Annotated in this window: 27 protein-coding genes; 17 read left to right on the top strand and 10 right to left on the bottom strand. The window is 73.9% G+C overall.

The features are described 5' to 3' along the window. The gene (locus tag HUT06_RS18725) at positions 1–321 is read right to left on the bottom strand and encodes a hypothetical protein (RefSeq protein ID WP_176196920.1); all 321 of its coding nucleotides are present in this window, start codon (positions 319–321) and stop codon (positions 1–3) included. A 49-nt stretch (positions 322–370) separates the two neighbouring features. Further along, entirely contained in the window at positions 371–658 is a 288-nt protein-coding gene (locus HUT06_RS18730; RefSeq protein WP_176196921.1) for a hypothetical protein, read from the bottom strand. Positions 659–913: 255 nt separating this feature from the next. On the opposite strand from HUT06_RS18730, the gene HUT06_RS18735 reads away from it, so the two are divergent. From HUT06_RS18735 to HUT06_RS18770, 8 genes are all read left to right on the top strand, one after another. After that, positions 914–2,350, top strand: coding sequence for a 2-hydroxymuconic semialdehyde dehydrogenase (locus tag HUT06_RS18735; protein ID WP_176196922.1), 1,437 nt, complete (start codon positions 914–916; stop codon positions 2,348–2,350). A 10-nt stretch (positions 2,351–2,360) separates the two neighbouring features. Continuing rightward, entirely contained in the window at positions 2,361–3,146 is a 786-nt protein-coding gene (locus tag HUT06_RS18740; protein WP_217711341.1) for a 2-keto-4-pentenoate hydratase, read from the top strand. Further along, on the top strand, positions 3,146–3,889 hold the full coding sequence (locus HUT06_RS18745; protein ID WP_176196923.1) for a 2-keto-4-pentenoate hydratase: 744 nt from the start codon (positions 3,146–3,148) through the stop codon (positions 3,887–3,889). The genes HUT06_RS18740 and HUT06_RS18745 overlap by 1 nt, the downstream gene beginning before the upstream one ends. Next, positions 3,886–4,338, top strand: coding sequence for a RidA family protein (locus tag HUT06_RS18750; RefSeq protein WP_217711342.1), 453 nt, complete (start codon positions 3,886–3,888; stop codon positions 4,336–4,338). The genes HUT06_RS18745 and HUT06_RS18750 overlap by 4 nt, the downstream gene beginning before the upstream one ends. Continuing rightward, a complete protein-coding gene (locus tag HUT06_RS18755) occupies positions 4,335–4,907 on the top strand; it encodes a 3-hydroxyanthranilate 3,4-dioxygenase (protein WP_176196924.1) in 573 nt (190 codons plus the stop codon). Before HUT06_RS18750 ends, HUT06_RS18755 begins: the two co-directional genes overlap by 4 nt. Positions 4,908–4,917: 10 nt before the next feature. Further along, on the top strand, positions 4,918–5,976 hold the full coding sequence (locus HUT06_RS18760) for an amidohydrolase family protein (protein WP_176196925.1): 1,059 nt from the start codon (positions 4,918–4,920) through the stop codon (positions 5,974–5,976). Beyond that, a complete protein-coding gene (kynU, locus tag HUT06_RS18765; RefSeq protein WP_254715265.1) occupies positions 5,973–7,226 on the top strand; it encodes a kynureninase in 1,254 nt (417 codons plus the stop codon). The genes HUT06_RS18760 and kynU overlap by 4 nt, the downstream gene beginning before the upstream one ends. Positions 7,227–7,413: 187 nt before the next feature. Then, entirely contained in the window at positions 7,414–7,617 is a 204-nt protein-coding gene (locus tag HUT06_RS18770) for a cold-shock protein (RefSeq protein WP_067468803.1), read from the top strand. A 98-nt stretch (positions 7,618–7,715) separates the two neighbouring features. On the opposite strand, the gene HUT06_RS18775 is transcribed toward HUT06_RS18770, so the two are convergent. Then, positions 7,716–8,894, bottom strand: a complete 1,179-nt coding sequence (locus HUT06_RS18775) for an MFS transporter (protein ID WP_176196926.1) — start codon at positions 8,892–8,894, stop codon at positions 7,716–7,718. A 73-nt stretch (positions 8,895–8,967) separates the two neighbouring features. On the opposite strand from HUT06_RS18775, the gene HUT06_RS18780 reads away from it, so the two are divergent. Beyond that, positions 8,968–9,987, top strand: a complete 1,020-nt coding sequence (locus HUT06_RS18780; RefSeq protein WP_217711343.1) for an ROK family transcriptional regulator — start codon at positions 8,968–8,970, stop codon at positions 9,985–9,987. Positions 9,988–10,020: 33 nt separating this feature from the next. Here the strand turns inward: HUT06_RS18780 and HUT06_RS18785 are convergent, their stop codons facing one another. Together HUT06_RS18785 and HUT06_RS18790 are read right to left on the bottom strand one after the other, a co-directional pair. Beyond that, positions 10,021–10,683, bottom strand: coding sequence for a TetR/AcrR family transcriptional regulator (locus HUT06_RS18785; RefSeq protein WP_176196928.1), 663 nt, complete (start codon positions 10,681–10,683; stop codon positions 10,021–10,023). Then, positions 10,680–11,903: an acyl-CoA dehydrogenase family protein gene (locus tag HUT06_RS18790; RefSeq protein ID WP_176196929.1), complete on the bottom strand. Its 1,224-nt coding sequence runs from the start codon at positions 11,901–11,903 to the stop codon at positions 10,680–10,682. Before HUT06_RS18790 ends, HUT06_RS18785 begins: the two co-directional genes overlap by 4 nt. 46 nt (positions 11,904–11,949) lie before the next feature. On the opposite strand from HUT06_RS18790, the gene HUT06_RS18795 reads away from it, so the two are divergent. Together HUT06_RS18795 and HUT06_RS18800 are read left to right on the top strand one after the other, a co-directional pair. Further along, positions 11,950–12,696, top strand: a complete 747-nt coding sequence (locus HUT06_RS18795; protein ID WP_176196930.1) for an SDR family oxidoreductase — start codon at positions 11,950–11,952, stop codon at positions 12,694–12,696. A 29-nt stretch (positions 12,697–12,725) separates the two neighbouring features. Further along, positions 12,726–13,682 (top strand): NADPH:quinone oxidoreductase family protein, encoded by a 957-nt coding sequence (locus HUT06_RS18800; RefSeq protein WP_176196931.1) that lies wholly within the window; start codon positions 12,726–12,728, stop codon positions 13,680–13,682. A gap of 1 nt (position 13,683) precedes the next feature. Here the strand turns inward: HUT06_RS18800 and HUT06_RS18805 are convergent, their stop codons facing one another. Both HUT06_RS18805 and HUT06_RS18810 read right to left on the bottom strand, forming a co-directional pair. Beyond that, positions 13,684–14,358: a response regulator transcription factor gene (locus HUT06_RS18805; RefSeq protein WP_176196932.1), complete on the bottom strand. Its 675-nt coding sequence runs from the start codon at positions 14,356–14,358 to the stop codon at positions 13,684–13,686. A gap of 23 nt (positions 14,359–14,381) precedes the next feature. Further along, positions 14,382–15,632 (bottom strand): sensor histidine kinase, encoded by a 1,251-nt coding sequence (locus HUT06_RS18810; RefSeq protein WP_176196933.1) that lies wholly within the window; start codon positions 15,630–15,632, stop codon positions 14,382–14,384. 145 nt (positions 15,633–15,777) lie between these two features. On the opposite strand from HUT06_RS18810, the gene HUT06_RS18815 reads away from it, so the two are divergent. The 4 genes from HUT06_RS18815 (at position 15,778) to HUT06_RS18830 (ending at position 20,907) form a co-directional block, all read left to right on the top strand. After that, the gene (locus tag HUT06_RS18815; RefSeq protein ID WP_176196934.1) at positions 15,778–16,410 is read left to right on the top strand and encodes a class I SAM-dependent methyltransferase; all 633 of its coding nucleotides are present in this window, start codon (positions 15,778–15,780) and stop codon (positions 16,408–16,410) included. A gap of 52 nt (positions 16,411–16,462) precedes the next feature. Further along, entirely contained in the window at positions 16,463–17,926 is a 1,464-nt protein-coding gene (locus HUT06_RS18820; protein ID WP_176196935.1) for a sugar porter family MFS transporter, read from the top strand. Between the two features lie 265 nt (positions 17,927–18,191). Continuing rightward, complete coding sequence (thrS, locus tag HUT06_RS18825; protein WP_176196936.1) at positions 18,192–20,177, top strand: threonine--tRNA ligase; 1,986 nt, start codon at positions 18,192–18,194, stop codon at positions 20,175–20,177. A 121-nt stretch (positions 20,178–20,298) separates the two neighbouring features. Further along, positions 20,299–20,907, top strand: coding sequence for a hypothetical protein (locus HUT06_RS18830; protein ID WP_176196937.1), 609 nt, complete (start codon positions 20,299–20,301; stop codon positions 20,905–20,907). On the opposite strand, the gene HUT06_RS18835 is transcribed toward HUT06_RS18830, so the two are convergent. Continuing rightward, positions 20,889–21,476 (bottom strand): Asp23/Gls24 family envelope stress response protein, encoded by a 588-nt coding sequence (locus HUT06_RS18835; protein WP_176196938.1) that lies wholly within the window; start codon positions 21,474–21,476, stop codon positions 20,889–20,891. The genes HUT06_RS18830 and HUT06_RS18835 overlap by 19 nt on opposite strands. A gap of 155 nt (positions 21,477–21,631) precedes the next feature. Here HUT06_RS18835 and HUT06_RS18840 point away from each other — a divergent pair, with 155 nt between their 5' ends. Together HUT06_RS18840 and HUT06_RS18845 are read left to right on the top strand one after the other, a co-directional pair. After that, entirely contained in the window at positions 21,632–22,258 is a 627-nt protein-coding gene (locus tag HUT06_RS18840; protein WP_254715266.1) for an HIT domain-containing protein, read from the top strand. Beyond that, the gene (locus HUT06_RS18845) at positions 22,255–22,677 is read left to right on the top strand and encodes a thiol-disulfide oxidoreductase DCC family protein (protein ID WP_176196939.1); all 423 of its coding nucleotides are present in this window, start codon (positions 22,255–22,257) and stop codon (positions 22,675–22,677) included. Before HUT06_RS18840 ends, HUT06_RS18845 begins: the two co-directional genes overlap by 4 nt. A 22-nt stretch (positions 22,678–22,699) precedes the next feature. Here HUT06_RS18845 and HUT06_RS18850 read toward each other — a convergent pair whose 3' ends face one another. After that, on the bottom strand, positions 22,700–23,641 hold the full coding sequence (locus tag HUT06_RS18850; RefSeq protein ID WP_176196940.1) for a hypothetical protein: 942 nt from the start codon (positions 23,639–23,641) through the stop codon (positions 22,700–22,702). Then, complete coding sequence (locus HUT06_RS18855) at positions 23,638–24,030, bottom strand: hypothetical protein (protein WP_176196941.1); 393 nt, start codon at positions 24,028–24,030, stop codon at positions 23,638–23,640. Before HUT06_RS18855 ends, HUT06_RS18850 begins: the two co-directional genes overlap by 4 nt. Positions 24,031–24,172 lie beyond the last annotated feature (142 nt).

The following is a 24,172-nucleotide window of genomic DNA, read 5'->3' on the forward strand; positions in this document are numbered from 1 at the left end:
TCAGGCGCACACATCGTCGAGGATCTTGTCGCCCCACGGCGGTTGGCCGGAGCCGGTGACGGTGTACGAGCTGTACCCCGCGGTGATGTCCTCACCGTTGGGGCCGACCCAGGTCTGGGTGGCGGGGTCGTAGTGCCCCGCCTGCGGGTCGGCGGCCGGGGCGCCCTCGTCGGGCGTCCCCCACGGGGTGGAGTAGGCGTAGCCGAACGGCCGCTCGTCGCCGTCCGGGGTCGGGACCGCCGCCGGGTCGAAGCCGGCGTGGTCGGGTGAGATGAACGCGCGCGTCGTGCGCAGGGCGGGCCTGGTCAGGGTTCCGGGCATGGCTGTGCCTTTCGGGACGGGGGTTGCCGGACACTCGTGCGCGGGGCCGCTACGGGGAGGTGGGCTCGGTGAGCCCGATGATCCCCGGGATGTCGCCGGAGAACGACCAGGTGAGCGTGGTCGTGTCGTAGTGGCCGGCCGCGAGTCGGGTGGTGTGCTCGGGTTCGTGCTCGTCCGGGGCCTCGTAGAGGTAGGCGAGCGGGGCGGAGGGGCTGGTGCGGGTCCGGGCGCGGGACGCGGTCGGCCGGGCGCGGACGACGAGGTCGCCGCCGTCGAGTTCGGGCGGGTCGAGGCGGAGGAAGGACGGCGGGTCGAGGGGGCGGGCGCCGCGGGTCATGCTGCGGTTGCCCGGGTCATGCTCCGGTGCCGTGCGTCATGCTCCGGGCCTCCCGAAGATCACCGGCGGGTACATGATCAAAGTGACACGGGAGGCACGTCCCGACAAGCCCGCGATCTTGGCCGCATCCGGCCATGTCGCCGGCCGCCGGATCTATATCCGGTGAGTGATAGCGCTTGGGGGATTTGGTATTTGCCAGGCATAGCTCGCGGGGCAGAAAATCGGACGTATCGAGCCACACGGGAGGACGCACGGATGAAGGCTGAGCACTATGTCGGCGGCGTCTTCCGCTCGGACGGTCCCGGCTTCCCGCTCGTCGATCCCGTGACCGGCGCGGAACTCGGCACCGTCCCGGAGGCCACCCGCGAGGTCGTCGACGACGCCGTCACGGCGGCGCGGGCCGCGCTGAAGTGGCCGTGGGGAACGATGGGCGCCGAAGAGCGAGCCGGCGCGCTGAGGCGCATCGCCGCCGGAATCCAGGCCCGCTTCGACGAGTTCGTGGAAGCCGAGGTCGCCGACACGGGCAAGTCCCGGGAGCTGGCCGCGACCGTCGACATCCCCAGGGCCATCGGCAACTTCCGCGCCTATGCCGATCTGCTGTACGGACGTCCCGAGCGGGCTTACACGACGCAGATCCCGGGATGGAGCGGGGGGAAGGGGCAGGCGCTCAACTACACGGTGCGGCGCCCCCTCGGGGTCGTGGCGATCATCTCGCCGTGGAACCTGCCGCTGCTGCTCCTGACCTGGAAGGTCGCGCCGGCTCTTGCGGCGGGCAACACCGTGGTGGCCAAGCCGTCCGAGGAGACGCCTTCCACCGCGACCCTGCTCGCCGAAGTCATCAACGAGGCGCACGTGCCGGACGGCGTGTTCAACCTGGTGCACGGGCACGGCGCGGGCGCGGCCGGGGAGTTCCTGACCGGGCACCCCGGCGTGGACGCGATCGCGTTCACCGGTGAGTCCGCGACCGGTGCCGCCATCATGCGCAACGCCGCCGAGAACGTGACACCGGTGTCGTTCGAGCTGGGCGGCAAGAACCCCGCGCTGGTCTTCGCCGACGCCGACCTCGACGCCGCGGTGGAGGGGACGGTCCGCTCGTCCTTCACCCACTCCGGCCAGATCTGCCTCTGCACCGAGCGCGTCTACGTCGAACGGCCCGTTTTCGATGAGTTCGTCGCGGCACTGGGGGAGCGGGCGAAGGCACTTCAGGACTACGGGCCGATGATCTCGGCCGAGCACCGCGACAAGGTCCTCTCCTACTACCGGCTCGCCCGCGAGGAAGGCGCCACGGTCGTCGCGGGCGGCGGCGCGCCGCGGTTCGGGGACGAGCGCGACGGCGGCTTCCACGTCGAGCCGACCGTCCTCACCGGCCTCCCCGAGACGGCCCGCACGGTCCGGGAGGAGATCTTCGGGCCGGTGTGCCACGTCGCGCCGTTCGACACCGAGGACGAGGCACTCGCGCTCGCCAACGACAGCCCCTACGGCCTCGCCTCCACCGTCTGGACCACCGACCTGTCGCGGGCGCACCGGGTGGCGCCGCGCATCGAGACCGGGATCGTCTGGGTGAACTGCTGGAACCTGCGCGACCTGCGCACCCCGTTCGGCGGTGTCAAGGCGTCCGGAATCGGGAGGGAAGGGGGAGAGTACTCCCTGGACTTCTTCTCCGAACCCGTCAACGTCTGCATCCAGATCTGAGAGCGAGCCAGTGACGACCACCATCGACCAAGCCGCCGACCGGCTGCTCGGCGCCTACGCGAGCGGCACCCCGTGCGCGCCCGTCCGCGACCTGATCACGACCGCCGACGACGCCTACGCCGTCCAGGACCGGCTCACCGAGCGGTGGCTGGCCGAGGGCCGCCGCCTCGCCGGACGCAAGATCGGGCTGACCTCCAAGGCCGTCCAGCGGCAGATCGGCGTGGACAGCCCCGACTTCGGGATGCTGTTCGCCGACATGGCCGTCCCGGACGGCGAGGAGATCCCCGCCGGCGCCGTCCTGCAGCCGCGCGCCGAGGCGGAGGTCGCGCTCGTGCTGGAGCACGACCTCACGCACGAGCGGCACACCGTCGCCGACGTGATTCGCGCGACCGCGTTCGCACTGCCCGCGATCGAGGTCGTCGGCAGCCGCGTCCGCGACTGGGACATCACGCTCGCCGACACCGTCGCCGACAACGCCTCGTCCGGCATGTACGCGCTCGGCAACCGGCCCGTCCCGCTCAAGGACGTCGACCTGCGCCTGTGCGGGATGGTGATGGAGCGGCGCGGGGAGCAGGTCTCCACCGGCAACGGCGCCGCCTGCCTCGGCCACCCGCTGAACGCTGCGCTGTGGCTCGCCGACACGCTGGTGCGCGTCGGCCGCCCGCTGCGCGCCGGCGACACGGTGCTGACCGGCGCGCTCGGGCCGGTCGTCCCGGCCGCGCCCGGCGAGGTGTTCGAGGCCCGCATCGACGGGCTCGGCGACGTCCGCGTCGCCTTCGGCAAGGAGAGTGCCTGATGGTGAACGTGACCGCGCTCGCGCGGACCCTCGACGACGCGGCCCGCGAGGTCCGGGCGGTCCCGAAGCTGACCGACACGGCCCCGTTCGACGTGCCCGCCGCGTACGCGGTGCAGCGCGCCGGGATGGAGCTGCGGCGCCGCCGGGGCGAGCGGCCCGCCGGGGTGAAGATGGGCTTCACCAGCCGCGCCAAGATGGTGCAGATGGGCGTCGACGACGTCATCTGGGGCCTGCTCACCGACCGGATGCTCGCCGGGCCGTCGGTCGACGTGTCGCAGCTCATCCACCCGCGCGTCGAGCCGGAGATCGCCTTCCTGATCGGGCGGGAGGTCCGCTCGGTCGCCGAGGCCGAGTCGGCCGTGGCCGGCGTCGCCGTCGGGTTCGAGATCCTCGACTCCCGCTACCGGGACTTCAAGTTCACCCTCCCGGACGTCATCGCCGACAACGCCTCGGCGGCGCGGTTCGGGTACGGGGCCTGGCACGCGCCGCGCGACGTGTCCAACGTCGGGCTGCTGATGGAGATCGACGGACGGCCGGTGCAGGCCGGGTCGTCCGCCGCGATCCTCGGGGACCCGGCGCGGTCGCTGCGCGCGGCGGCGCGGCTCGCGCTCGGCGCCGGGATCACGCTCGAACCCGGCTGGATCGTCCTCGCGGGCGCCGCCACGGCGGCCGTGCCGCTGCCGAAGGACGCGCACGTCCGCGTCACCGGCGCCGGCCTCGGCTCGGTCGAGGTGACCACATGATGGGCGACGCGTTCCTCGTCGACGGCAAGGCCAAGCCCAGGGGCCGGTTCCCGCACCTCAAGCGGGCCGGCGACTTCGTGTTCGTGTCCGGGACGAGCTCCCGCCGCCCGGACGGGACGTTCGTCGGGGCGGCCGCCGACCCGATGGGCGTCACCGACCTCGACGTCCGGGCGCAGACCCGCGCCGTCATCGAGAACATCCGCGACCTGCTCGCCGCCGCCGGGGGAGGCCTCGGCGACATCGTCAACGTCACCGCGTACCTGGTGAGCATGAACGACTTCGGCGGCTACAACGAGGTCTACGGCGAGTACTTCGACGAGAGCGGCCCCGCCCGCACGACCGTGGCAGTCCACCAGCTCCCGCACCCGCACCTGCTCGTCGAGATCTCGTGCGTCGCCCACATCCCGCAGACAGACACTTCCCCGAAAGGCAAGGAGGCCGGGGCATGACCCTGCCGCAGCTGTCGCACGGACACCCGTTCAACTTCCAGGCCTGGATCGACGAGCACCGCGACCTGCTCAAGCCGCCCGTCGGCAACGTCCAGGTGTTCGACGAGGCCGGGCTGATCATCATGGTCGTCGGCGGCCCGAACCAGCGCACCGACTTCCACGACGACCCGACCGAGGAGTTCTTCTACCAGCTCCGCGGCAACATGGTGCTGCGGGTCATGGAGGAGGAGGGCCGCCGGCCGACCGACCTGCAGATCAACGAGGGCGACGTCTTCCTGCTGCCGCCGCACGTCCGGCACTCGCCGCAGCGCCCCGAGCCCGGCTCGATCGGCCTGGTCGTGGAGGTCCCCCGGCCGGAGGGGCTCACGGAGGCGTTCGAGTGGTACTGCACCGAGTGCCACCACCTCGTCCACCGCGCCGAGCTCCAGGTCCGCTCCATCGTGGACGACCTGCCGCCCGTGTTCGAGGGCTTCTACGGCGGCGACCGCAAGTGCCCCAACTGCGGAGCCGTCCACCCCGGCAGGACATGGCCGCGGGCCATGACCCCGACCACCGCGCCGCGGGCCTGACGGGGGCGCCGTGACGGTCATCGACGTCCACGCCCACGTCTTCCCCGAACTCACCCGCGACGAGGGCCGCGTGCTCGCCGACGAGGGGCAGCCGTGGCTGCGCCTCGACGGCGGCGGCACCGGCATGATGATGTCCGGGGACGAGGAGTACCGGCCGGTCGGCGCGGCCCTGTGGGACCCCGCGCGCCGCGTCGCCGACATGGACGCCGCGGGCGTGGACGTCCAGGCCGTGTCGTCCACCCCGCTGATGTTCGGGTACGCGGCGGAGCCGTCCCGCGCCGCCGACTGGTGCGAGCTGGTCAACGAGCGCATCCTCGCGTTCTGCGCGCAGGCCCCGGACCGGCTGCTCCCGCTGTGCCAGGTCCCCCTCCAGGACCCGGAGCTCGCGTGCCGGGTCGCGACCCGCGCGAAGGCGGCCGGGCACCGCGGCGTCCACATCGGCAACCATGTCGGCGACCGCAACCTCGACGACGAGGGCATCACCGCGTTCCTCGCGCACTGCGCGGAACTCGGCCTGCCCGTGCTGGCGCACCCCTGGGACATGCTCGGCGCCGACCGGATGCGCGGCCACATGCTGCCGTGGCTGTCCGGGATGCCCGCCGAGACGCAGCTGAGCATCCTCGGGCTGATGCTGTCCGGCGCGTTCGAGCGGATCCCCGCGTCGCTGCGGCTGTGCTTCTGCCACGGCGGCGGCAGCTTCGCGTTCCTGCTCGGCCGCGCCGACAACGCCTGGCACCGCCGCGACATCGTCCGCGCCGACTCGCCGCGCCCGCCGTCGGAGTACCTCGACCGGTTCCACGTCGACTCCGCCGTGTTCGACCCGCGCGCGCTCCGGCTGCTCGTGGACGTGATGGGCCCCGGCCACGTCATGCTCGGCACCGACTACCCGTTCCCGCTCGGCGAGCAGGAGCCGGGCTCGACGATCCGCGCCTGCCCCGGGCTGGACGACGCCGACCGCGCCCGGCTCCTCGGCGGCAACGCGGCGGAGTTCTTCGCCGTCGCCGGGGAACCGGGGCCCGCGCCCGCGCCCGCGCACGAACTCGTGACCACCGAAGGAATGACGCAGTGACCCTGGAAGACGAGGCGCGGCGGCTCGACGACACCGACCCGCTGCCCACCCTGCGCGGCGAGTTCCTCGTCCCGCCCGCGCCCGGCGGCCCGTACGAGGAGGCCGCCTACTTCGCCGGCAACTCCCTCGGCCTGCAGCCGCGCAGCGTCGCGGGACGGCTCCGCGAGGAGCTGGACGACTGGGCGCGCCTCGCCGTCGAGGCCCACACGCAGGGGCGCCGCCCCTGGGTGGACTACCACGAGCTGCTGCGCGAACCCGCCGCCCGGCTCGTCGGCGCGCTGCCGCACGAGGTCGTCGCGATGAACTCGCTCACCGTCAACCTGCACCTGCTGATGGCGAGCTTCTACCGGCCCGCCGGGACGCGCACCCGCATCCTCATCGAGGACTCGGCGTTCCCGTCCGACTCCTACGCGGTCGCGGGGCAGGCCGTCCACCACGGGCTCGACCCGGCCGCGGCGGTCGTGCGGCTCAAGCCGCGCCCCGGCGAGGACAACCTGCGCACCGAGGACGTCCTGGCCTTCCTCGAACGCGAGGGCGGCACGGTCGCGCTCGTCCTGCTCGGCGGCGTCAACTACCTCACCGGCCAGCTCATGGACATCCCCGCGATCACCAAGGCGGGCCGCGCCGCCGGCGCCGTGGTCGGCTGGGACCTCGCGCACGCCGCCGGGAACGTCCCGCTGCGGCTGCACGACTGGGACGCCGACTTCGCCGCCTGGTGCACCTACAAGTACCTGAACTCCGGTCCGGGCGCGGTCGCGGGCTGCTTCGTGCACGAGCGCCACGTCCGGGACGCCTCCGTGCCGAAGCTGTCCGGCTGGTGGGGCACCGACCCGGCCGTCCGGTTCCGGATGGACCCCGAGATCGCGCCGCCCGCGTCCGCCGACGCCTGGCAGGTCTCCAACCCGCCGATCCTCGCGCTCGCGCCCGTCCTGGCCTCCCTGGAGATCTTCGACCGGACGGGGATGGCCGCGCTGCGCGCCAAGAGCGAGCGCCTCACCGGGTACCTGGCGGGCCGGCTCGCCGCGATCGGCGGCGTGGAGGTGATCACCCCCGCCGACCCGGCGGCGCGGGGCGCCCAGCTGTCGCTGCGCGTCCCGGACGCCGGCGGGCTCGTCCGGCGGCTCGCCGAGGCGCACGGCGTGGTCGCCGACGCCCGCGAACCCGATGTCGTCCGGCTCGCGCCCGTGCCCCTGTACTGCACGTTCCACGACTGCCACCGCGCCGCCGAGGCGTTGTCGGATCTTGTTTAGGTGTGTCGGTGCATAAGTCGGGCCGGTATCGGGTAGGTTCGGACCCGTTGCACGATGACGTCGGCCACGTCGGCGTCTAGCAGTCTCGAAGCGTTTTTCCGGGCGACCGGCGGACGTGGGATGAGTCCGCTTGCAGCCCGGTCCGCCGTCCGGCGGGCCGGTGAGGTTACCCAGAAGGAAAAACAGCATGGCCGAAGGCACCGTGAAGTGGTTCAACGCCGAAAAGGGCTTCGGGTTCATCGCGCCTGACGGCGGCGGCCCCGACGTGTTCGTCCACTACTCGGCGATCACCACCAGCGGGTACCGCAGCCTGGACGAGAACCAGCGCGTCGGTTTCGAGATCACCCAGGGCCAGAAGGGCCCGCAGGCCGAGGGCGTCTACCCGCTCTGAGGCCCAGCCCTTCTCGATCTAGACGTTCGATCGAGACCTGACGGAAGGCCGGGGACGTTCGCCGTCCCCGGCCTTTCGCATGCCCGCGGCCGGGCGGGCTAGCGCAGCGCCTCCGCCGACGGCTCGGCTGCGGACGCGCCCTGGACGCCCGCCGCGCGCGGGCGCAGCGCGCCGGCCGACAGCGTCATCACCGCGACCACGCACGTGATCATCGCGAACGCCGCCCGGTAGGACAGCGCGCCCGCCGTCCAGCCGGTCACCGCCGGCGCGGTCAGCCCGGACAGGTAGGTGATCGTGGCGACGCCCGCCACGCCCTCGCCGGGCGTCGCGCCGATGCCGGCCGCCGCCGCGAACACCAGCGGGACGACGGTGGCGATCCCGATGCCGACCAGCGCGAACCCGGCGATCGCGGCCCACGGCGCGCGGGCCGCCACCACCAAGAGCCCGCCGGCCACGGCGACCGAGCCGCCGCACCGGATGACCGCCGGCGCGCCGAACCGCCGCACGATCCGGTCGCCGGCCAGCCGGGTGGCGGCCATGCAGGACATGAAGATCGTGAACGCGGCGGCGGCGAGGCCGGGGCCCGCGTGCGTCACCTCGGTGAGGTAGACGGCGGACCAGTCGGCGCTCGCGCCCTCGGCGAACGTCCCGCAGAACCCGACCGCGCCGATCGCGGCGACGGCCCGGGTCGGCAGCGCGAACCGGCGCGGCGCCGGGACGCCCTCCATCGGCCGGTCCGCGAGCAGCCCCCGCCCCGCCAGCAGGCCCGCCGCCACCAGGACGAGCGCCACCGCCCCGAGGTGCAGCCGGGCGTCGATCCGGGCGTGCGCGGCGGCGATTCCGGCGCCGCCCGCGGCGAGGCTGCCGACGCACCACAGGCCGTGCAGCCCCGACATGATCGGGCGGCGCACGGCCCGCTCCACCGCGACGCCGTGCGAGTTCATCACGACGTCCGACATCCCGGCGGTCGCGCCGTACAGCAGCATCGCCGCGAACAGCCAGGCGGGCGCGGGCGCGAGCGCGGGCAGGACGAGCGCCGCGCACCAGGCCGCGATCAGCAGCCGGACGGTGCGGCGCTCGCCGATCCGGTGCGCCGTGCGGCTCGCGGTCGGCATGGCGGCGAACGCGCCGATGGACGGGCACAGCAGGGCCAGCCCGAGCACGGTGGGGGAGAGGTCGAGGCGGTCCTGGATCCAGGGGAGGCGGGTGGCGAGGGTGCCCGCCACGGCCCCGTGCACGGCGAAGACCACGCCGATGGCCCGGTGGGGAGAGGTCATGGACGGAAAAACTAACAGGAAGGCTTCCTGATGAAAAGTGTATTAGGCAGCCTCCCTGACTACCATGTGGGCCGTGAAGACCGCCGACCCCACCATGGCCCGCGCGATCAACGACCGGCTGGCCCTGGACCTGCTGCTCGAACGCGGCCCGCTCACCGCCCCGCAGCTGCGGACGCTGACCGGGCTGTCCCGGCCGACCGTGTCCGACCTGATCGAGCGGCTCCGGGCGGCCGGGCTGGTCGAGGTCGCGGGGGAGACCGGCGCGGACCGGCGGGGCCCGAACGCCCGCCTCTACGGCCTCGTCGCCGGCCGCGCCCACATCGCGGGGGTGGACCTGCGCCGCGACGCCGTCCACGTCGCCGTCGCCGACATCGCCGGGAACGAGACCGGAGCCGCGACCCGCCCCCTGCCGCCCGCCCCCGACCTGGCCGCGCTCGTCGCCGGGGCGGTCGCGGAGGCGGCGGACGGCCGCGCCCTGCACACCGTCGTGCTCGGCACCCCCGGCCCCGTCGACCCGGGCACCGGCCTGGTGACCGACAGCGGCGTCCCCGGCGGGCGTCCCGACCTCGGCGCGGCGCTCCGGGACCGGCTCGGCGCTCCGGTGCGGCTGGAGAACGAGGTCAACCTCGGCGCGATCGCCGAGCACCGGGAGGGCGCCGCCGCGGGCCGCGCCGACTTCGCCCTGCTGTGGCTGGACGACGGCATCGGCGGCGCGGTCGTGCTGGACGGCCGGCTGCGGCGCGGCGCCTCCGGCGGCGCCGGCGAGGTCGGGCTGCTGAAGTTCGGCGGCACCGACTTCTGCCACCTGCTGGACCGGGCCGCCGTGGCCGGCCTCGCCGACGAGCAGGTGGCCGGCTGGATCGCCGAGGCCGCGTTCGCGCTCGTCGCCGTCCTCGACCCCGGGCTCGTCGTGCTCGGCGGCGAACTCGGCCGGTCGGGCGGCGACCGGCTCGCCGGGCTGGTCGCCGACCGGCTCGGCGCCCTCGGCCCGGCCCCCACCGATGTGCGGGCGAGCCGCGTCGAGGGCGACGCCGTGCTGCGCGGCGCGGTGCTGACCGCCCTCGACCTCGCCCGCGACGCCGTGTTCGGCTAGACGCCGTGTTCGGCCGGCCCCGGACGGCGCCGGCTACTCCCTGGGCAGGCGCTCGCCGGTGCGGAGCCGGTCGAGGCCGAGCCAGATGAACTCCACCGCCATCTGCTCGGCGCGCTCGCGCGGCGTGTCGGGATGCTCCAGCCACCACGACACGATCGACAGCATCGACCCGTACATCAGCGGGACGAGCAGCCGCGCGCGCCGCTCGTTGACCTCCAGCGCGGCCGGGGACAGCGCCGGGTCGGCGCGGCGGCGGCGCAGCAGCAGGTCGGCGAACGCGGTGCCGAGCCGGTCGCGCAGCTCCCGCAGCTCCAGCCCCACCTCGGGCTTGTCGAGGTGCCGGACGACCAGCGCCCACGCGTCCGGCTCGGCGGTGGCGTAGTCGAACAGCACCCGGATCATCGCCCGGATGCCGTCGGCGGAGCCGTGCGCGGCGAGCACGGCCTCGTTCAGCCGCCCGGTGAGCTCGCCGACGATCGCCTCCGTCACCTCGGCGAACAGCTCCTCCTTGGACGTGAAGTGCTGGTACAGCAGCGCCTTGGACACCTGCGCCGCCCCGGCCACGTGCTCCATCTGGGTCAGGTGGTAGCCGCGCCGGCCGAACTCGGCGAGCGCCACCTGGAGCAGCTGCTCGCGTCTGCGGGCGTACGGCATCCGCCGCCGCACGCCCGCCGTCTCCCCCGTGCCACTGGTCATTTACCGAGGTACCTGCCCAGCTCCGCGCGGGCCACCGAGCGCACGTGCACCTCGTCCGGGCCGTCGGCGAGGCGCAGCGTGCGCAGGCCCGCCCACATCGCGGCGAGCGGGGTGTCGTCGCTGACCCCGGCGCCGCCGTGCACCTGGATCGCCTTGTCCACGACGTCCAGCGCGACCCGCGGCGCGATCACCTTGATGGACGCGACCTCCGACCGGGCCGCCTGCACGCCGTGCCTGTCGATCAGCCAGGCGGTCTTCAGGGTGAGCAGCCGGGCCTGCTCGATCGCCATCCGCGACTCGGCGATCTGCTGGCGGACGACGCCCTGCTTGGCCAGCGGGCCGCCGAACGCCACCCGCGCCACCGCGCGCTCGCACATCAGCTCCAGCGCCCGCTCGGCCATCCCGATCGCGCGCATGCAGTGGTGGATGCGGCCGGGGCCGAGCCGCGCCTGCGCGATCGCGAAGCCGCCGCCCTCCTCGCCGACGAGGTTCTCCACCGGCACCCGGACGTCGGTGAAGGTGATCTCGCAGTGGCCGTGCTGGTCGGAGTAGCCGAACACGGGCAGCGGCCGGACGACCTCCACCCCGGGCGCGTCCAGCGGCACCAGCACCATCGACTGCTGCCGGTAGGGGTGCCCGTCCGGGTCGGTCTTGCCCATCACGATCATGATCTTGCAGCGCGGGTCGGCGGAGCCGCTGATCCACCACTTGCGGCCGTTGATGACGTAGTGGTCGCCGTCGCGCTCGATGCGGGTGGAGATGTTGGTGGCGTCGGAGCTCGCGACGTCCGGCTCGGTCATCGCGAACGCGCTGCGGATCTCGCCGTCCAGCAGCGGGCGCAGCCAGGTCTGCTTCTGCTCGGGCGTGCCGAACAGGTGCAGGACCTCCATGTTGCCGGTGTCGGGCGCCGCGCAGTTGGTCGCCTCGGGCGCGAGGCTGGGGGAGCGGCCCGTCACCTCGGCGAGGGACGCGTAGTCGGTGACGCTCAGCCCGTGCGCCGGGTCCTCGCTGCCGGGCAGGAACAGGTTCCACAGGCCGCGCTCGCGCGCCTCGACCTTGAGGTCCTCGACGACCGGTGGGACGGTGTGCTCCTGCCCGGCCGCGCGCAGCTCCGCCCGCTGCGCGGCGTACACCGGCTCGGCCGGGTAGACGTGGGAGTCCATGAAGTCCTGGAGGCGGCCGAGATACTCCTGGGCCCGCTCGCTCAAACCGAAGTCCATTCCGCTAGAGTAACTGACGAGTCAGTTACTTCGGGAGGGAGTCCCCATGGCAGCCTTCGACGGCACCGGCAAGGTCGCGCTGATCACGGGCGGATCCAACGGCATCGGGGCCGCGGTGGCGCGCCGGCTCGCCGGCGCGGGCGCCCGCGTCGTCGTCGCCGACGTCGACACCGCGGCCGGGACCGAACTCGCGAAGGAACTGGACGGCGCGTTCGTCCGCTGCGACGTCCGCGAGCCCGCCGACAGCGAGGCCGCCGTCGCGACCGCCGTCGATCGGTTCGGGGGCCTCGACGTGGCGTTCCTCAACGCCGGCGTCGCCGGCGGCGGAGGCGTGGGCGACGACTTCGACCTCGCCGCCTACCGGCGCGCCATGGGCATCAACCTCGACGGCGTCGTGTTCGGCGCGCACGCCGCGCTGCCCGCGCTGCGCGCCCGCGGCGGCGGCGACATCATCGCCACCGCCAGCATGGCGGCGCTCACCGCGACCCCGTTCGACCCCGTCTACGGCGCCAACAAGGCCGCCGTCGTCGGGCTCGTCCGCGCCCTCGGCCCCACCTTCGCCGCGGAGGGCATCCGGGTGAACGCCCTGTGCCCCTCGTTCGCCGACACCGACATCCTCGTGCCGCTGAAGGGGCATCTCCAGGAGACCGGGTTCCCGATCCTGGACGTCGCCGACGTCGTCGAGGCGTTCATGCGGATCCTGGAGGCCGGCGGCGCGGGCGAGGCCTGGTACGTGGTGCCGGGCCGCCCGTCCGAGCCGTTCGCGTTCCGCGGCGTCCCAGGCCCCCGCTGAGCCGACCGTCCGACACCGACAGGAGAGACATGCGCGCGATCCAGATCACCGAGTTCGGCGGGCCCGAGGTCCTCACCGTCACCGAGCTGCCCGAGCCGGTGGCCGGCCCCGGGCACCTGCTCGTCGACGTCTCCCGGGCCGGCGTCAACTACGCCGACACCCACCAGGCCGAGAACAGCTACCTGTCGGCGTCCACGCTGCCGATGGTGCCCGGCGGCGAGGTCGTCGGCACCACCCCGGACGGCCGCCGCGTCGTCGCGCTCGTCGGCACCGGCGGCTACGCCGAGAAGGCCGTCGCGCCCGAGGCGCTGGCCTGGGAGGTCCCGGACGGCATCGACGACGTCACCGCCCTCGGCATGATCGTCCAGGGCGCCTCCGCGTGGGTGCTGCTGCGCCGCAGCGTCCACCTCGCGCCGGGCGAGTCCGTCGTCGTGCACGCCGCCGCCGGCGGCGTCGGCACGCTCGCCGTCCAGCTCGCCAAGGCCTGGGGCGCCGGCCGGGTCATCGCCACCGCCTCCTCGCAGGAGAAGCGGGCCCTCGCCCTCGACCTCGGCGCCGACGTCGCCATCGACGCGAACGAGCCCGACCTCAAGGCCGCGCTCATCGACGCCAACGGCGGCCGGCGCGTCGACACCGTCCTGGAGATGACGGGCGGCGAGGTCACCGACCAGAGCCTGCGCGCCCTCGCCCCGTTCGGCCGCCTCGCCTTCTACGGCATGGCCTCGCGCAAGGAGCCCTCGCCCGTCCGCCCGGCCACGCTGATGTCGCACTCCACCACGATCTCCGGCATGTGGCTCGCGCACGTCTTCCAGCTGCCCGGCGACGTGATGCGCGCCGCGCTGGAGGAACTGTTCGGCCTCGTCGCCGACGGCCGGCTCCGCGTGGTCGGCGGCGGCGAGTACGGCCTCTCCGAGGCCAGGCGCGCGCACGAGGACCTGCGGGCCCGCCGCACCACCGGCAAGCTCGTCCTGGACCCCTCCCGCTGACCTACCCCACCAGGCCGTTCTCGTAGGCGTACACGACGGCCTGGGTGCGGTCGCGCAGCGCCAGCTTCGTCAGCACGTGCCCGACATGCGTCTTGATCGTCTGCTCGGCCAGCACCAGCTCGGCCGCGATCTCGGCGTTGGACAGCCCGCGCGCCATGAGCCGCAGCACGTCCAGCTCGCGCGGCGTCAGCCCCGCCGTCGCCTGCGGGCTCGGCCGCTGGTGCCGGCGCCGCCGCGCGAAGTCGCCGATCAGCCGCCGGGTGATGGACGGGGCGAGCAGCGCGTCGCCCGCCGCCACCACCCGCACCCCGTTCACCAGGTCGGCGGCCGAGGCGTCCTTCAGCAGGAACCCGCTGGCGCCCGCGCCGAGCGCCTCGTAGACGTACTCGTCCAGGTCGAACGTGGTGAGCACGAGCACCTTCGGCCGCGCGTCCGCCGGGTCGGTCGCCGGATCCTGCGCGCCGACCAGCTCGGCGGTGGCGGCGAGGCCGTCCATCTCCGGCATCCGGATGTCCATCACGATGACGTCCGGGTCGAGCGCGCGGCCGAGCTCCACCGCCTCCCGGCCGTTGCCCGCCTGCCCGACCACCTCGATCCCCGGATCGGAGGACAGCAGCGCCGCGAGCCCGTCGCGGATCATCACCTGGTCGTCGGCGATCAGCACCCGAATCGTCACGCCGCAAGCCTACGGCTGACGGATCAGTCCGCGTCGCCGTACGGCAACTCGGCGGCGACGGACCAGCCGTCGGTGCGGGGGCCGGCGTCGAGGCGGCCGCCCAGCATCGTGACCCGCTCGCGCATCCCGACCAGACCGTGGCCGCCGCCCTGCGACTCCTCCGGCGCGCTGCGGGGGCCGTCGTCGGTGACCGTCACCGACAGCGCCTCGGTCCCGTACTTCACCTCGACGTGCACCTGGGAGCCCGGCGCGTACCGGGACGCGTTGCTCAGCGACTCCTGCACGATCCGGTACGCCGACAGGTCGACCCCCGCGTTCAGCGGGCGGGGCATCCCGACCACGACGGTCGCGACCGACAGCCCGGAGCGGCGGGCGGCGGCGACGAGGTCGTCCAGCCGCTCCAGGCCGGGCTGCGGTGCGCGCTCGGCGCCCTCGTCGTCGGCGCGCAGCAGGCCCACGACGCGGCGCGTCTCGGTGAGCGCCTCGCGCGCCGCGTCCCGCACCACGCCGAACGTCTGCCGCGCGGCGTCCGGCAGGTCGGGGATCTTGTAGGGGGCGGCCTCCGCCTGCATCGCGATCACCGACATGTGGTGCGCGACGACGTCGTGCAGCTCGCGGGCGATGCGGGCGCGCTCCTCCAGCACCGCCTGTCGGGCCAGGTCCTGCCGGTGCTGCTCCTCGCGGCGGCGCAGCTCCTCCACCGCGGAGTGCCGCCCGCCGACCGCGTCCCCGAACGTCAGCGCCAGCACCGCGATCCCCGCGAGGATCATGCCGAACCAGCCGGGCATGCCGAACAGCACGGCGGGCACCAGCACGCCGGCGACCGTCACCGCGCCGACGCCGACCGTGGTCTGCCGGTCCGAGCCGACGCCGGTGAAGAACAGGATGACGACGAGCGCGAGGATCGCGGTGACCGGCCACGGCATGAAGCCCGTGCCGTGCCGGACGAACACCGTGAGCAGCATCCCGCCCGCCGCGACCCGCCAGGCGGCGAGCGGCCACCGGACCGCGAAGAACAGCGGCGCCGCCTGCAGCACGCCGAGCGGCCACGCCAGCCCGGGATCGACATGGTCCGCCGTGATCGAGATCGCGATGGAGCCCGCGGTGAAGCCGATCGTCAGCGCGGCGAGCAGGACGAGGATCGGCACCCGCAGCGACAGGGGCGCGGGCAGCAGGGTGACGGGCGGGCCGTCCCCGCCGGGCAGCAGGGCGGCGCGGACCCCGGCGGCCAGCCGGGTGCGGCCGGCGTGGGCGGCGCGGTCTGGATCGTTCATTTGCCCGAAGCCTAGAACCCGCGCCGCCGGAACCGCCTGACCCCCGGGAGGGAGATCCGACCCGCCCCTGCGGTATCAGCCCGAACCGCGCCGCCGGCCGCGCGCGATCTTGCGGTGACCGGGCGCGGCGGCGGAGACTGCGGGCATGACCGATCTGAGCCACCCGATCTTCGCCCGGCTCTACCCGCGGCTGGACGCGGGCTGCGCCAAGGCGGGCGGCGCCGCGCACCGCGCCGAGCTGCTCGCCGGGGCGTCCGGCCGCGTGCTGGAGGTCGGCGCCGGATACGGGGCCAACTTCGCGCACTACCCGCCCGAGGTGACCGAGGTGGTGGCGGTCGAACCGGAGCCGCGGCTGCGCGCCCGTGCCGCCGCGGCCGCCGCGCGGGCGCCCGTGCCCGTCACGGTGCGGCCCGGCCTCGCCGAGGACCTCGACTTCGACGACGCCTCCTTCGACGTCGCGGTGGCCTCGCTCGTGCTGTGCTCGGTCCGCGACCCCGTCCGGGCGCTGGCCGAGCTGAGGCGCGTCCTCAGGCCGGGCGGCGAGCTGCGCTACTACGAGCACGTCCGGGGGACGACGCCGGGCAAGACGCGGCTCCAGCGGTACGCCGACGTCCTGTGGCCGTTCTTCGCCGCCGGCTGCCACGTGTCCCGCCCGACGGGGGAGTGGATCGCCGGATCGGGCTTCACCGTGCGGACCGAGCGGCGCTTCGAGTTCCCCGAGGCAGGCCGGGGGAACCCCGCCTCACCGCACCTGCTGGGCGTCGCCGTGCGCGACTGAGGAACGGTCAGATCCCCGCATAAGGCCGATCTCCCGGGGAAGATCAGGGCGCATGACGACCTCCGGCAGCGCACCCCGGCCAGCGGACGACCCGGAGCGGGACGGCCCCTCGCACGCCACGGCCACCGCCGTGCTGCTCGCCGGCGCCGCCGCCCTCGGCGGGTTCCTGTTCGGCTACGACTCCTCGGTGATCAACGGGACCGTCGACGCCCTCAAGGACCGGTTCGAGCTGAGCGGCTTCGCCGTCGGGTTCGTCGTGTCCGCCGCGCTGCTCGGCTGCGCCGTCGGCGCCTGGTTCGCCGGGCCGATCGGCGACCGGATCGGCCGCGTCCGGGTGATGCTCCTCGCCTCCGTGCTGTTCGTGATCAGCTCGATCGGCTCGGCGCTGGCCTTCGACGCGATCGACCTGACCGCCTGGCGGCTGGTCGGCGGCCTGGCCATCGGCGCGGCGTCGGTGATCGCGCCCGCCTACATCGCCGAGATCGCGCCCGCCGAGCTGCGCGGCCGGCTCGGCTCGCTGCAGCAGATGGCGATCGTCCTCGGCATCTTCGCGGCCCTCGTCGTCGACTACGTCATCGCGCGGGTGTCGGACGGCGGCGCCACGGGAACGTTCCCCTGGGGCGGCGACGCGTGGCGCTGGATGTTCGCCAGCGCGGTCGTGCCCGCCGTCATGTACGGCGTGATCGCCACGACCATCCCCGAGTCGCCCCGCTACCTGGTCAAGAAGCACCAGACCGCCCGCGCCCGCGAGGTGCTCCGGCGGGTGATGGGGCACGGCGACGTGGACCTGAAGATCAGGGAGATCGTCCGGTCGATCGCCGAGGACCGGCCCGTCCACCTGCGGGACCTGCGCGGCCACCGGCTCGGGCTGCTGCCGATCGTGTGGGTCGGCATCCTGCTGTCGGTCTTCCAGCAGTTCGTCGGCATCAACGTGATCTTCTACTACTCGTCGTCGCTGTGGCAGGCGGTCGGGTTCTCCGAGGACGACGCGATGCTCACCTCGGTGATCAACTCGCTGGTGAACGTCGCGTTCACGCTGGTCGCGATCGCGCTGGTGGACCGGATCGGGCGGCGGCCGCTGCTGCTCGGCGGCGCGGCCGGAATGGCGCTGTCCCTCGGCACCCTCACCGTCTGCTTCGCCACCGCGCCGGTGGTGGACGGGGAGCCGAACCTCGGCGACGTGGCCGGGCCCGTCGCGCTCGTCGCCGCCAACGTCTTCGTCGCCTCGTTCGCCGCGACCTGGGGGCCGGTCGTCTGGGTGATGCTCGGCGAGATGTTCAACAACTTCATCCGCGCGTCCGCGCTCGCCGTCGCCGCCGCCGCGCAGTGGATCGCCAACTGGGTGATCACCACCACGTTCCCCGGCATCTCCGGCTTCTCGCTCGGCCTCGCCTACGGCATCTACACGCTGTTCTCCGTCCTCGCGATCCTGTTCGTGCTCCGCGCCGTCCCCGAGACGAAGGGACGCGAACTGGAGGACATGGACGAGCTCGCCGGCCCGAGAGCGCGCGCATGACCGCGCCCCTCGGTTACAGTGGTGGCATGCCGCACGCTCGCATCGAGACGACGACGCCGGGTCACTCCCGGCACCGCGGCACGCACTGACCTTGCACGCGGAAGGGCCCCGGGAGCGATCCCCGGGGCCCTTCCGCTTTCCCGGGGACCGCCGCGGGCCCTCCACCACGAGAGGAGACCCGATGGAACCGGATGCGTCCGGCGCGGACGCCGAGTCGATAGCATCGGAACCCGCTGATCCCAGACCACCATCGCGAGGAGTACCCGTGTCCACCGTGCCCGAACTGCGCATCAGACTCGACGGCGGCGAGCGGGCGGTACCGGCGGGCACCACCGCGGGCGAGGCCCTGGACGCCGACGGCCGCACCGTGATCGCCGCCCGGGTCAACGGCGAGCTGCGCGACCTCGCCGCCGGGCTGGCCGACGGCGACGCCGTGGAGCCCGTCGCGATCGGCTCCGACGACGGCCGCGCGATCATGCGGCACTCCGCCGCGCACGTGATGGCGCAGGCCGTCCAGGAGCTGTTCCCCGAGGCCAGGCTGGGCATCGGCCCGCCGGTCGAGAACGGCTTCTACTACGACTTCGACGTCGCCGAGCCGTTCACCCCCGACGACCTCAAGCGCATCGAGAAGCGGATGCGCGAGATCGTCAAGCAGGGCCAGCGGTTCTCCCGCCGCCCCGTCTCCGACGACGACGCGCGCGCCGAGCTGGCCGCCGAGCCCTACAAGCTGGAGCTGATCGGCCTGAAGGGCTCCGGCCCGGTCGGGGACGCCGCCGACGGCGCCGACGTCGAGGTGGGCGGCGGCGAGCTGACCATCTACGACAACCTCGACGCCAAGTCCGGCGAACTGCGCTGGAAGGACCTGTGCCGCGGCCCGCACCTGCCGTCCACCCGGGTCATCCCCGCGTTCAAGCTGATGCGCTCCGGCGGCGCCTACTGGCGCGGCAGCGAGAAGAACCCGCAGCTCCAGCGCATCTACGGCACCGCGTGGGAGTCCCGCGACAAGCAGGACGAGTACCTGCGGTTCCTCGAAGAGGCCGAGAAGCGCGACCACCGCCGGCTCGGCGCCGAGCTCGACCTGTTCTCCTTCCCGCCGGAGCTCGGCAGCGGCCTGCCGGTCTTCCACCCCAAGGGCGGCATCATCCGCAAGGAGATGGAGGACTACATGCGCCGCCGGCAGCAGGAGGCCGGCTACGAGTTCGTCAACACCCCGCACATCACCAAGTCGTCGCTGTTCGAGACCTCCGGCCACCTGCCGTACTACGGCGAGGACATGTTCCCGCCCTTCGAGGTCGACGACGTCGAGTACCGCGTCAAGCCGATGAACTGCCCGATGCACAACCTGATCTTCCGGGCCCGCGGCCGGTCCTACCGCGAGCTGCCGCTGCGGCTCTGCGAGTTCGGCTCGGTGTACCGGTACGAGAAGTCGGGCGTGGTGCACGGGCTCACCCGCGTGCGCGGCATGACCCAGGACGACTCGCACATCTACACCACCAAGGAGCAGATGGGCGACGAGATCAAGTCGCTGCTGACCTTCGTGCTCAGCGTGCTGCGCGACTTCGGCCTCTCCGAGTTCTACCTGGAGCTGTCCACCCGCGACGACTCCGACAAGTTCATCGGCGAGGCGGCCGACTGGTCGGAGGCCACCGAGGCGCTGCGCCAGGCGGCGCAGGAGTCCGGGCTGGAGCTCGTGGACGACCCGGGCGGCGCCGCGTTCTACGGGCCGAAGATCTCCGTGCAGGCCAAGGACGCCATCGGCCGGACCTGGCAGCTGTCCACCATCCAGCTCGACTTCAACCAGCCGAAGCGGTTCGGCCTGGAGTACCAGGCGGCGGACGGCACCCGGCAGACCCCGGCGATGATCCACCGGGCGCTGTTCGGGTCGGTGGAGCGGTTCCTCGGCGTGCTCGTCGAGCACTACGCGGGCGCGATGCCGCCGTGGCTGTCGCCGGTGCAGGCCGTCGGCATCCCGATCGGCGACGCGCACGTCCCGCACCTGGAGCGGGTCGCGGCACGGCTGCGCGAGCGGGGTGTCCGCGTCGAGGTCGACACCTCCTCCGACCGGATGCAGAAGAAGATCCGCAACGCCCAGAAGCAGAAGATCCCGTACATGCTGCTCGCGGGCGACGACGACGTGGCCAAGGACGCGGTGTCGTTCCGGTACCGCAGCGGCGAGCAGAAGAACGGCGTCCCGATCGACGAGGCGGTCGACGAGATCGCCAAGGCCGTCGAGGCCCGCGTCCAGATCTGAGCGCGGGCCGTCACCCGCACCGGGGCCGCGATCGCGGCCCCGGTCCGGCGACGGCGGGGATGCGGGCCGCCCGGAGTTGGTAGCCTCTTCGATCACATGCCACGACGGGGAGACGGCGGAGATGAAGTCCAGGAGACCGGCGCGGCGTGGCCGGCGCAACCGGCTCTGGGGCCGGATCGCGGGCTACGGCGGAACGCTGGCGCTCGTCGCCGCCGCCGTCGTCGTGCTGCTCCAGCCGCTGATGGACGACGGCGAGCAGGGCACCGCCGGCGCGCAGGGCCCGGCGAGCCCGTCCGCGTCGCCGGTCCCGGGGCAGGCCGGTGTCCCCGGCGCCCCCGGCACGTCGGCGATGCCGACCAACCCCGTGCCGCAGCAGAACGGCAGCGGCCGGCCGTATCCGAGCGCCGGGGCCGGCGGGCAGGGCGGCGGCCCCACGATCCCCGAGCAGAACACCGGCGACTCCCTCGACTGGTGCCCCGACGGGACGGGCCTCTACCGCGTGACGTCCGCCGGGGTGAACGTGCTCGTCACCGTCTCCGCCAGCGGGCTGATCCGGGCCGAGGTCGTCCTGAAGGGGCGGGCGCCGAAGTCGCAGCAGGCGACCGCGAGCGCGGGCCGGCCGCACACCTTCTACTTCGCCGGCGTCTCGGGGCGCCTCATCGAGCGCGTGAAGGTCACGACGGTGTCGGTCGGCGGCGGCATGCAGAGCTGCTACGCGCGCGGCGTCTGACCCGCCCCGCCGCGGCCCCGTGACGGCGCGGGCATCCGGACGTCCGCCACGGACACGTTGACCGCCGCCACCCGCGAGCCCAGCATCAGGCCCGCGACCCGCGCGACATTCCCCTGCACCATCGCGGCGACGTCCTTGATCACGGTGCCGTACTCGACCGCGATGGCGACGTCGACGGTCGCCTCCTCGTCGCCCACGGCGATGCGCGCGCCCGCCGGGGCGAGGCCGGCGACCCCGGCGACCTCCTGCGCCGCCAGCTCGGCGATCTTCGCCAGCACCGCGTCGTCGATCGTGACGCGGCCCTCCACCGCCACGGTGACGTCGGAGGGGGTGCCGTGCAGCGTCATCGGCGGCGCGGACGCGGCCCCGGGCGCCGCCGGGGCGGGCGCCGCCGGGCCGGGCGCCGCCGGGGCGGGGGCGGGCACCGCGGGGGCGGGCGGGGCCGGCAGCGGCGTGCCGGGCGGCGGAACGGTCGTCGCGCGGTCCGGCGCACCGGGGAAGAACGGTTTGGCGCCGGGGTCCGGCCTCGACTCGCCGCCGCCGGTCTGCCGCCTGTCGAGCCCGGTCATGATCGCTCCCATGGTGAGGTGAGATGACCATGGTGTCGGAGTCACCGGCAAACGTCACGCGCGAACCCCTGCCCCGGAGGGCATCCCGGCTACAGCCCCGGCCGCTTCTCTCTCTATGCTGCTGGTCAGGCCGTGAACAAAAGGAGACCGCCGCCTTGACCGCAGAGCCGGAGGAGTCCGTGGTGCAGCAGGGGCGCGAGGACGCGCCCGGGGCCGGCGCGGGGAACGCGCGCCCGCCCCGCTTCGAGGAGGAGAGGGGCGGCGCGGGCACGCCCGACAACTTCCAGCGGCTCTGGACCCCGCACCGGATGGCCTACATCAAGGGGGAGGGCAAGCCGACCGGCGCGGGCGCGGGCGACGGCTGCCCGTTCTGCGAGATCCCGCGGATGGCCGACGACGAGGGCCTCGTCGTGGCGCGCGGCGCGTCGGTGTTCGCGGTGCTGAACCTCTACCCGTACAACTCCGGGCACCTGATGGTCGTCCCCTACCGGCACGTCGCCGACTACACGGAGCTGGAGGAGCCCGAGTACGTCGAACTGGCCACCTACACCCAGCACTCCCTCACCGCGCTGCGCAAGGCCAGCGGCGCGCAGGGCTTCAACGTCGGCATGAACCTCGGCCTCGTCGCCGGCGCCGGGATCGCGGCGCACCTGCACCAGCACGTCGTCCCGCGCTGGGGCGGCGACACCAACTTCATGCCGGTGGTCGGGCACACCCGGGTGCTGCCCCAGCTGCTGCGCGACACCCGCCAGATGCTCGCCGACGCCTGGCCGGTCCGATGACGGGCGCGACGTCGAAGACCGGCGGGGTGGAGCCGCCGGTCCTGGTGTTCGACGGCGACTGCGGGTTCTGCACCTCGTCGGCGCGGTTCCTGGAGCGGCGCGTGCCCGTGCGGGCGGCGGTCGTCGCCTGGCAGTTCGCCGACCTGGACGCGCTCGGCACCACCGCGGAGCGGGCCCAGTACGAGGTGCTGTGGGTCGACCGGGCCGGACGGGTCAGCGGCGGCGCCGAGGCCATCGGGCGGATGCTGACGGCCGCCGGCGGCCTCTGGCGGGTGCCCGGCGTGCTCCTGCGGGTGCCGCCGGTGAGCTGGCTCGCGCACGGCGTCTACCGGCTGGTCGCGAACAACCGGCACCGGATGCCGGGCGGGACGGCGGCGTGCATGCTGCCCGCCGACCGGCGTCCCGGCGCCGGATCCTGACCCGGCGCCGGGACGCCTCGCCTCAGGCGGCGGTCTCGGCCGCCGGCCGCGCGGCCGGCTCCCCGCCGCGCAGGCGCGCGGGCAGCAGCCCGGTCAGCCGCTCCAGCGGCAGGAACGCCGCGAGCCAGATCGCGTGCGGCAGGAAGTGGATCGTCATCAGCGCGTAGGTGACGGCGTGGAAGCCGGCGAAGAACAGCACGAGCGCGTACAGCGGCCGGCCGCGGACGAACAGCATCACCGGGGACAGCGCCTCCGCGAGGAACATGATCCACTGGCTGGCCTTCAGCATCACCGGGTAGTCGATGAGGCTGCGGCCGAGCGGCGTCCCGCGCCGGCTCAGCGCCCACTGGACGGTCGACCCGTTCGGCCACGCCGGGAACCCGCCGATGCGCACCTTCGCCCACGCGGACAGGAAGTACGCCGCGATAACCCCGATCTGGATGAAGCGCACCGACCACGCCGACGCCTCGCAGCGCCGCGCGTCGCCGATGCCCGCGCGACCCACGCTCGGCAGCACGAACAGGGCCACGACGAGCGCCAGGTGGTCGTGGTCGACCTTGCCGTACGACATGCTGATCGTGACCCACCACAGGTACCCGCACGCGGCGACGTACCCGCTCGCGCGGGGCAGCACCCGCCCGGTCATGGCGACGAGCCCGGCCGCGATCGTCACCACCAGCAGCGTGTACATCGACCACGGCGTGGGCGCGGGCAGGTGCAGCAGCCGGCCGAGCAGCACCGGCTGGTACAGGTCGGCGGGCAGCCGCGCGTGCGACAGCGAGCTGCCGGTCAGCAGCAGCATGTCGCACGGCAGGAACACGTAGCCGATGATCCGCAGCCACGCGATCCGGGCGCGCGGCACCGGCCCGAACCACCAGCGGTCCCACGGGTTGCGGGCCGGAGCGGGCGCGTCCGCGGCCGGACGGACCGGCCGGGGCGCCTCCGGCGTCGCCGCGGCCGTCACCTGACGTCCCAGACGACGCGGTTCTGCCGGGCGGTCGACACGACCTTGCCGTGCTTCAACTTCTTGATCTCCTGCACGACGTAGACCCGGGTGAGCCGGGGCTGCCCGGGGTGGAGCCTGCGCTGCCCGTCGGCGATGCCCTGCAGCAGCGACGGGTCGCGGACGATCCGCGACATCTGGCCCTCGATCTCCGCGCGCTTCATGCCCGTCCCGACGGCGTCGAAGGACAGCTTCACGTGCGCGCCGGCCGCGGTGTCGGCCTCCAGCCAGTAGGAGCTGATCGTGCCGCCGTCGTTCTTCACCGAGAACGCGAACTGCGTCATCGGCCCGAGCGGGAACGCGTCGTTGCTCCCGTACGCGCTGGTGTAGAGCAGGGCGCCGACGACCACGGCGCCCGAGAGTGATCGCCAGAGCCGCGCGCGAGGCCCCAGCCGGAGGGCAGGAAGATCCACCCGGCAAGCCTAGAGCCCCGCCCGGCCGGTGCGGGCGGGGCTTTCGGCACTCGCGCGGCACCGTGCCGCCGCGCGGTCC

This window comes from Actinomadura sp. NAK00032 (assembly GCF_013364275.1).
In the GTDB taxonomy this organism is placed as follows: Bacteria; Actinomycetota; Actinomycetes; order Streptosporangiales; family Streptosporangiaceae; genus Spirillospora.

Bases quoted from the DNA above. Each gene is read 5' to 3' on its own strand.
- HUT06_RS18725 (WP_176196920.1), bottom strand. From the start codon at position 321: ATGCCCGGAACCCTGACCAGGCCCGCCCTGCGCACGACGCGCGCGTTC.
- HUT06_RS18730 (WP_176196921.1), bottom strand. From the start codon at position 658: ATGACCCGCGGCGCCCGCCCCCTCGACCCGCCGTCCTTCCTCCGCCTC.
- HUT06_RS18735 (WP_176196922.1), top strand. From the start codon at position 914: ATGAAGGCTGAGCACTATGTCGGCGGCGTCTTCCGCTCGGACGGTCCC.
- HUT06_RS18745 (WP_176196923.1), top strand. From the start codon at position 3,146: ATGGTGAACGTGACCGCGCTCGCGCGGACCCTCGACGACGCGGCCCGC.
- HUT06_RS18750 (WP_217711342.1), top strand. From the start codon at position 3,886: ATGATGGGCGACGCGTTCCTCGTCGACGGCAAGGCCAAGCCCAGGGGC.
- HUT06_RS18755 (WP_176196924.1), top strand. From the start codon at position 4,335: ATGACCCTGCCGCAGCTGTCGCACGGACACCCGTTCAACTTCCAGGCC.
- HUT06_RS18770 (WP_067468803.1), top strand. From the start codon at position 7,414: ATGGCCGAAGGCACCGTGAAGTGGTTCAACGCCGAAAAGGGCTTCGGG.
- HUT06_RS18775 (WP_176196926.1), bottom strand. From the start codon at position 8,894: ATGACCTCTCCCCACCGGGCCATCGGCGTGGTCTTCGCCGTGCACGGG.
- HUT06_RS18785 (WP_176196928.1), bottom strand. From the start codon at position 10,683: ATGACCAGTGGCACGGGGGAGACGGCGGGCGTGCGGCGGCGGATGCCG.
- HUT06_RS18790 (WP_176196929.1), bottom strand. From the start codon at position 11,903: ATGGACTTCGGTTTGAGCGAGCGGGCCCAGGAGTATCTCGGCCGCCTC.
- HUT06_RS18795 (WP_176196930.1), top strand. From the start codon at position 11,950: ATGGCAGCCTTCGACGGCACCGGCAAGGTCGCGCTGATCACGGGCGGA.
- HUT06_RS18800 (WP_176196931.1), top strand. From the start codon at position 12,726: ATGCGCGCGATCCAGATCACCGAGTTCGGCGGGCCCGAGGTCCTCACC.
- HUT06_RS18810 (WP_176196933.1), bottom strand. From the start codon at position 15,632: ATGAACGATCCAGACCGCGCCGCCCACGCCGGCCGCACCCGGCTGGCC.
- HUT06_RS18815 (WP_176196934.1), top strand. From the start codon at position 15,778: ATGACCGATCTGAGCCACCCGATCTTCGCCCGGCTCTACCCGCGGCTG.
- HUT06_RS18820 (WP_176196935.1), top strand. From the start codon at position 16,463: ATGACGACCTCCGGCAGCGCACCCCGGCCAGCGGACGACCCGGAGCGG.
- HUT06_RS18830 (WP_176196937.1), top strand. From the start codon at position 20,299: ATGAAGTCCAGGAGACCGGCGCGGCGTGGCCGGCGCAACCGGCTCTGG.
- HUT06_RS18835 (WP_176196938.1), bottom strand. From the start codon at position 21,476: ATGACCGGGCTCGACAGGCGGCAGACCGGCGGCGGCGAGTCGAGGCCG.
- HUT06_RS18845 (WP_176196939.1), top strand. From the start codon at position 22,255: ATGACGGGCGCGACGTCGAAGACCGGCGGGGTGGAGCCGCCGGTCCTG.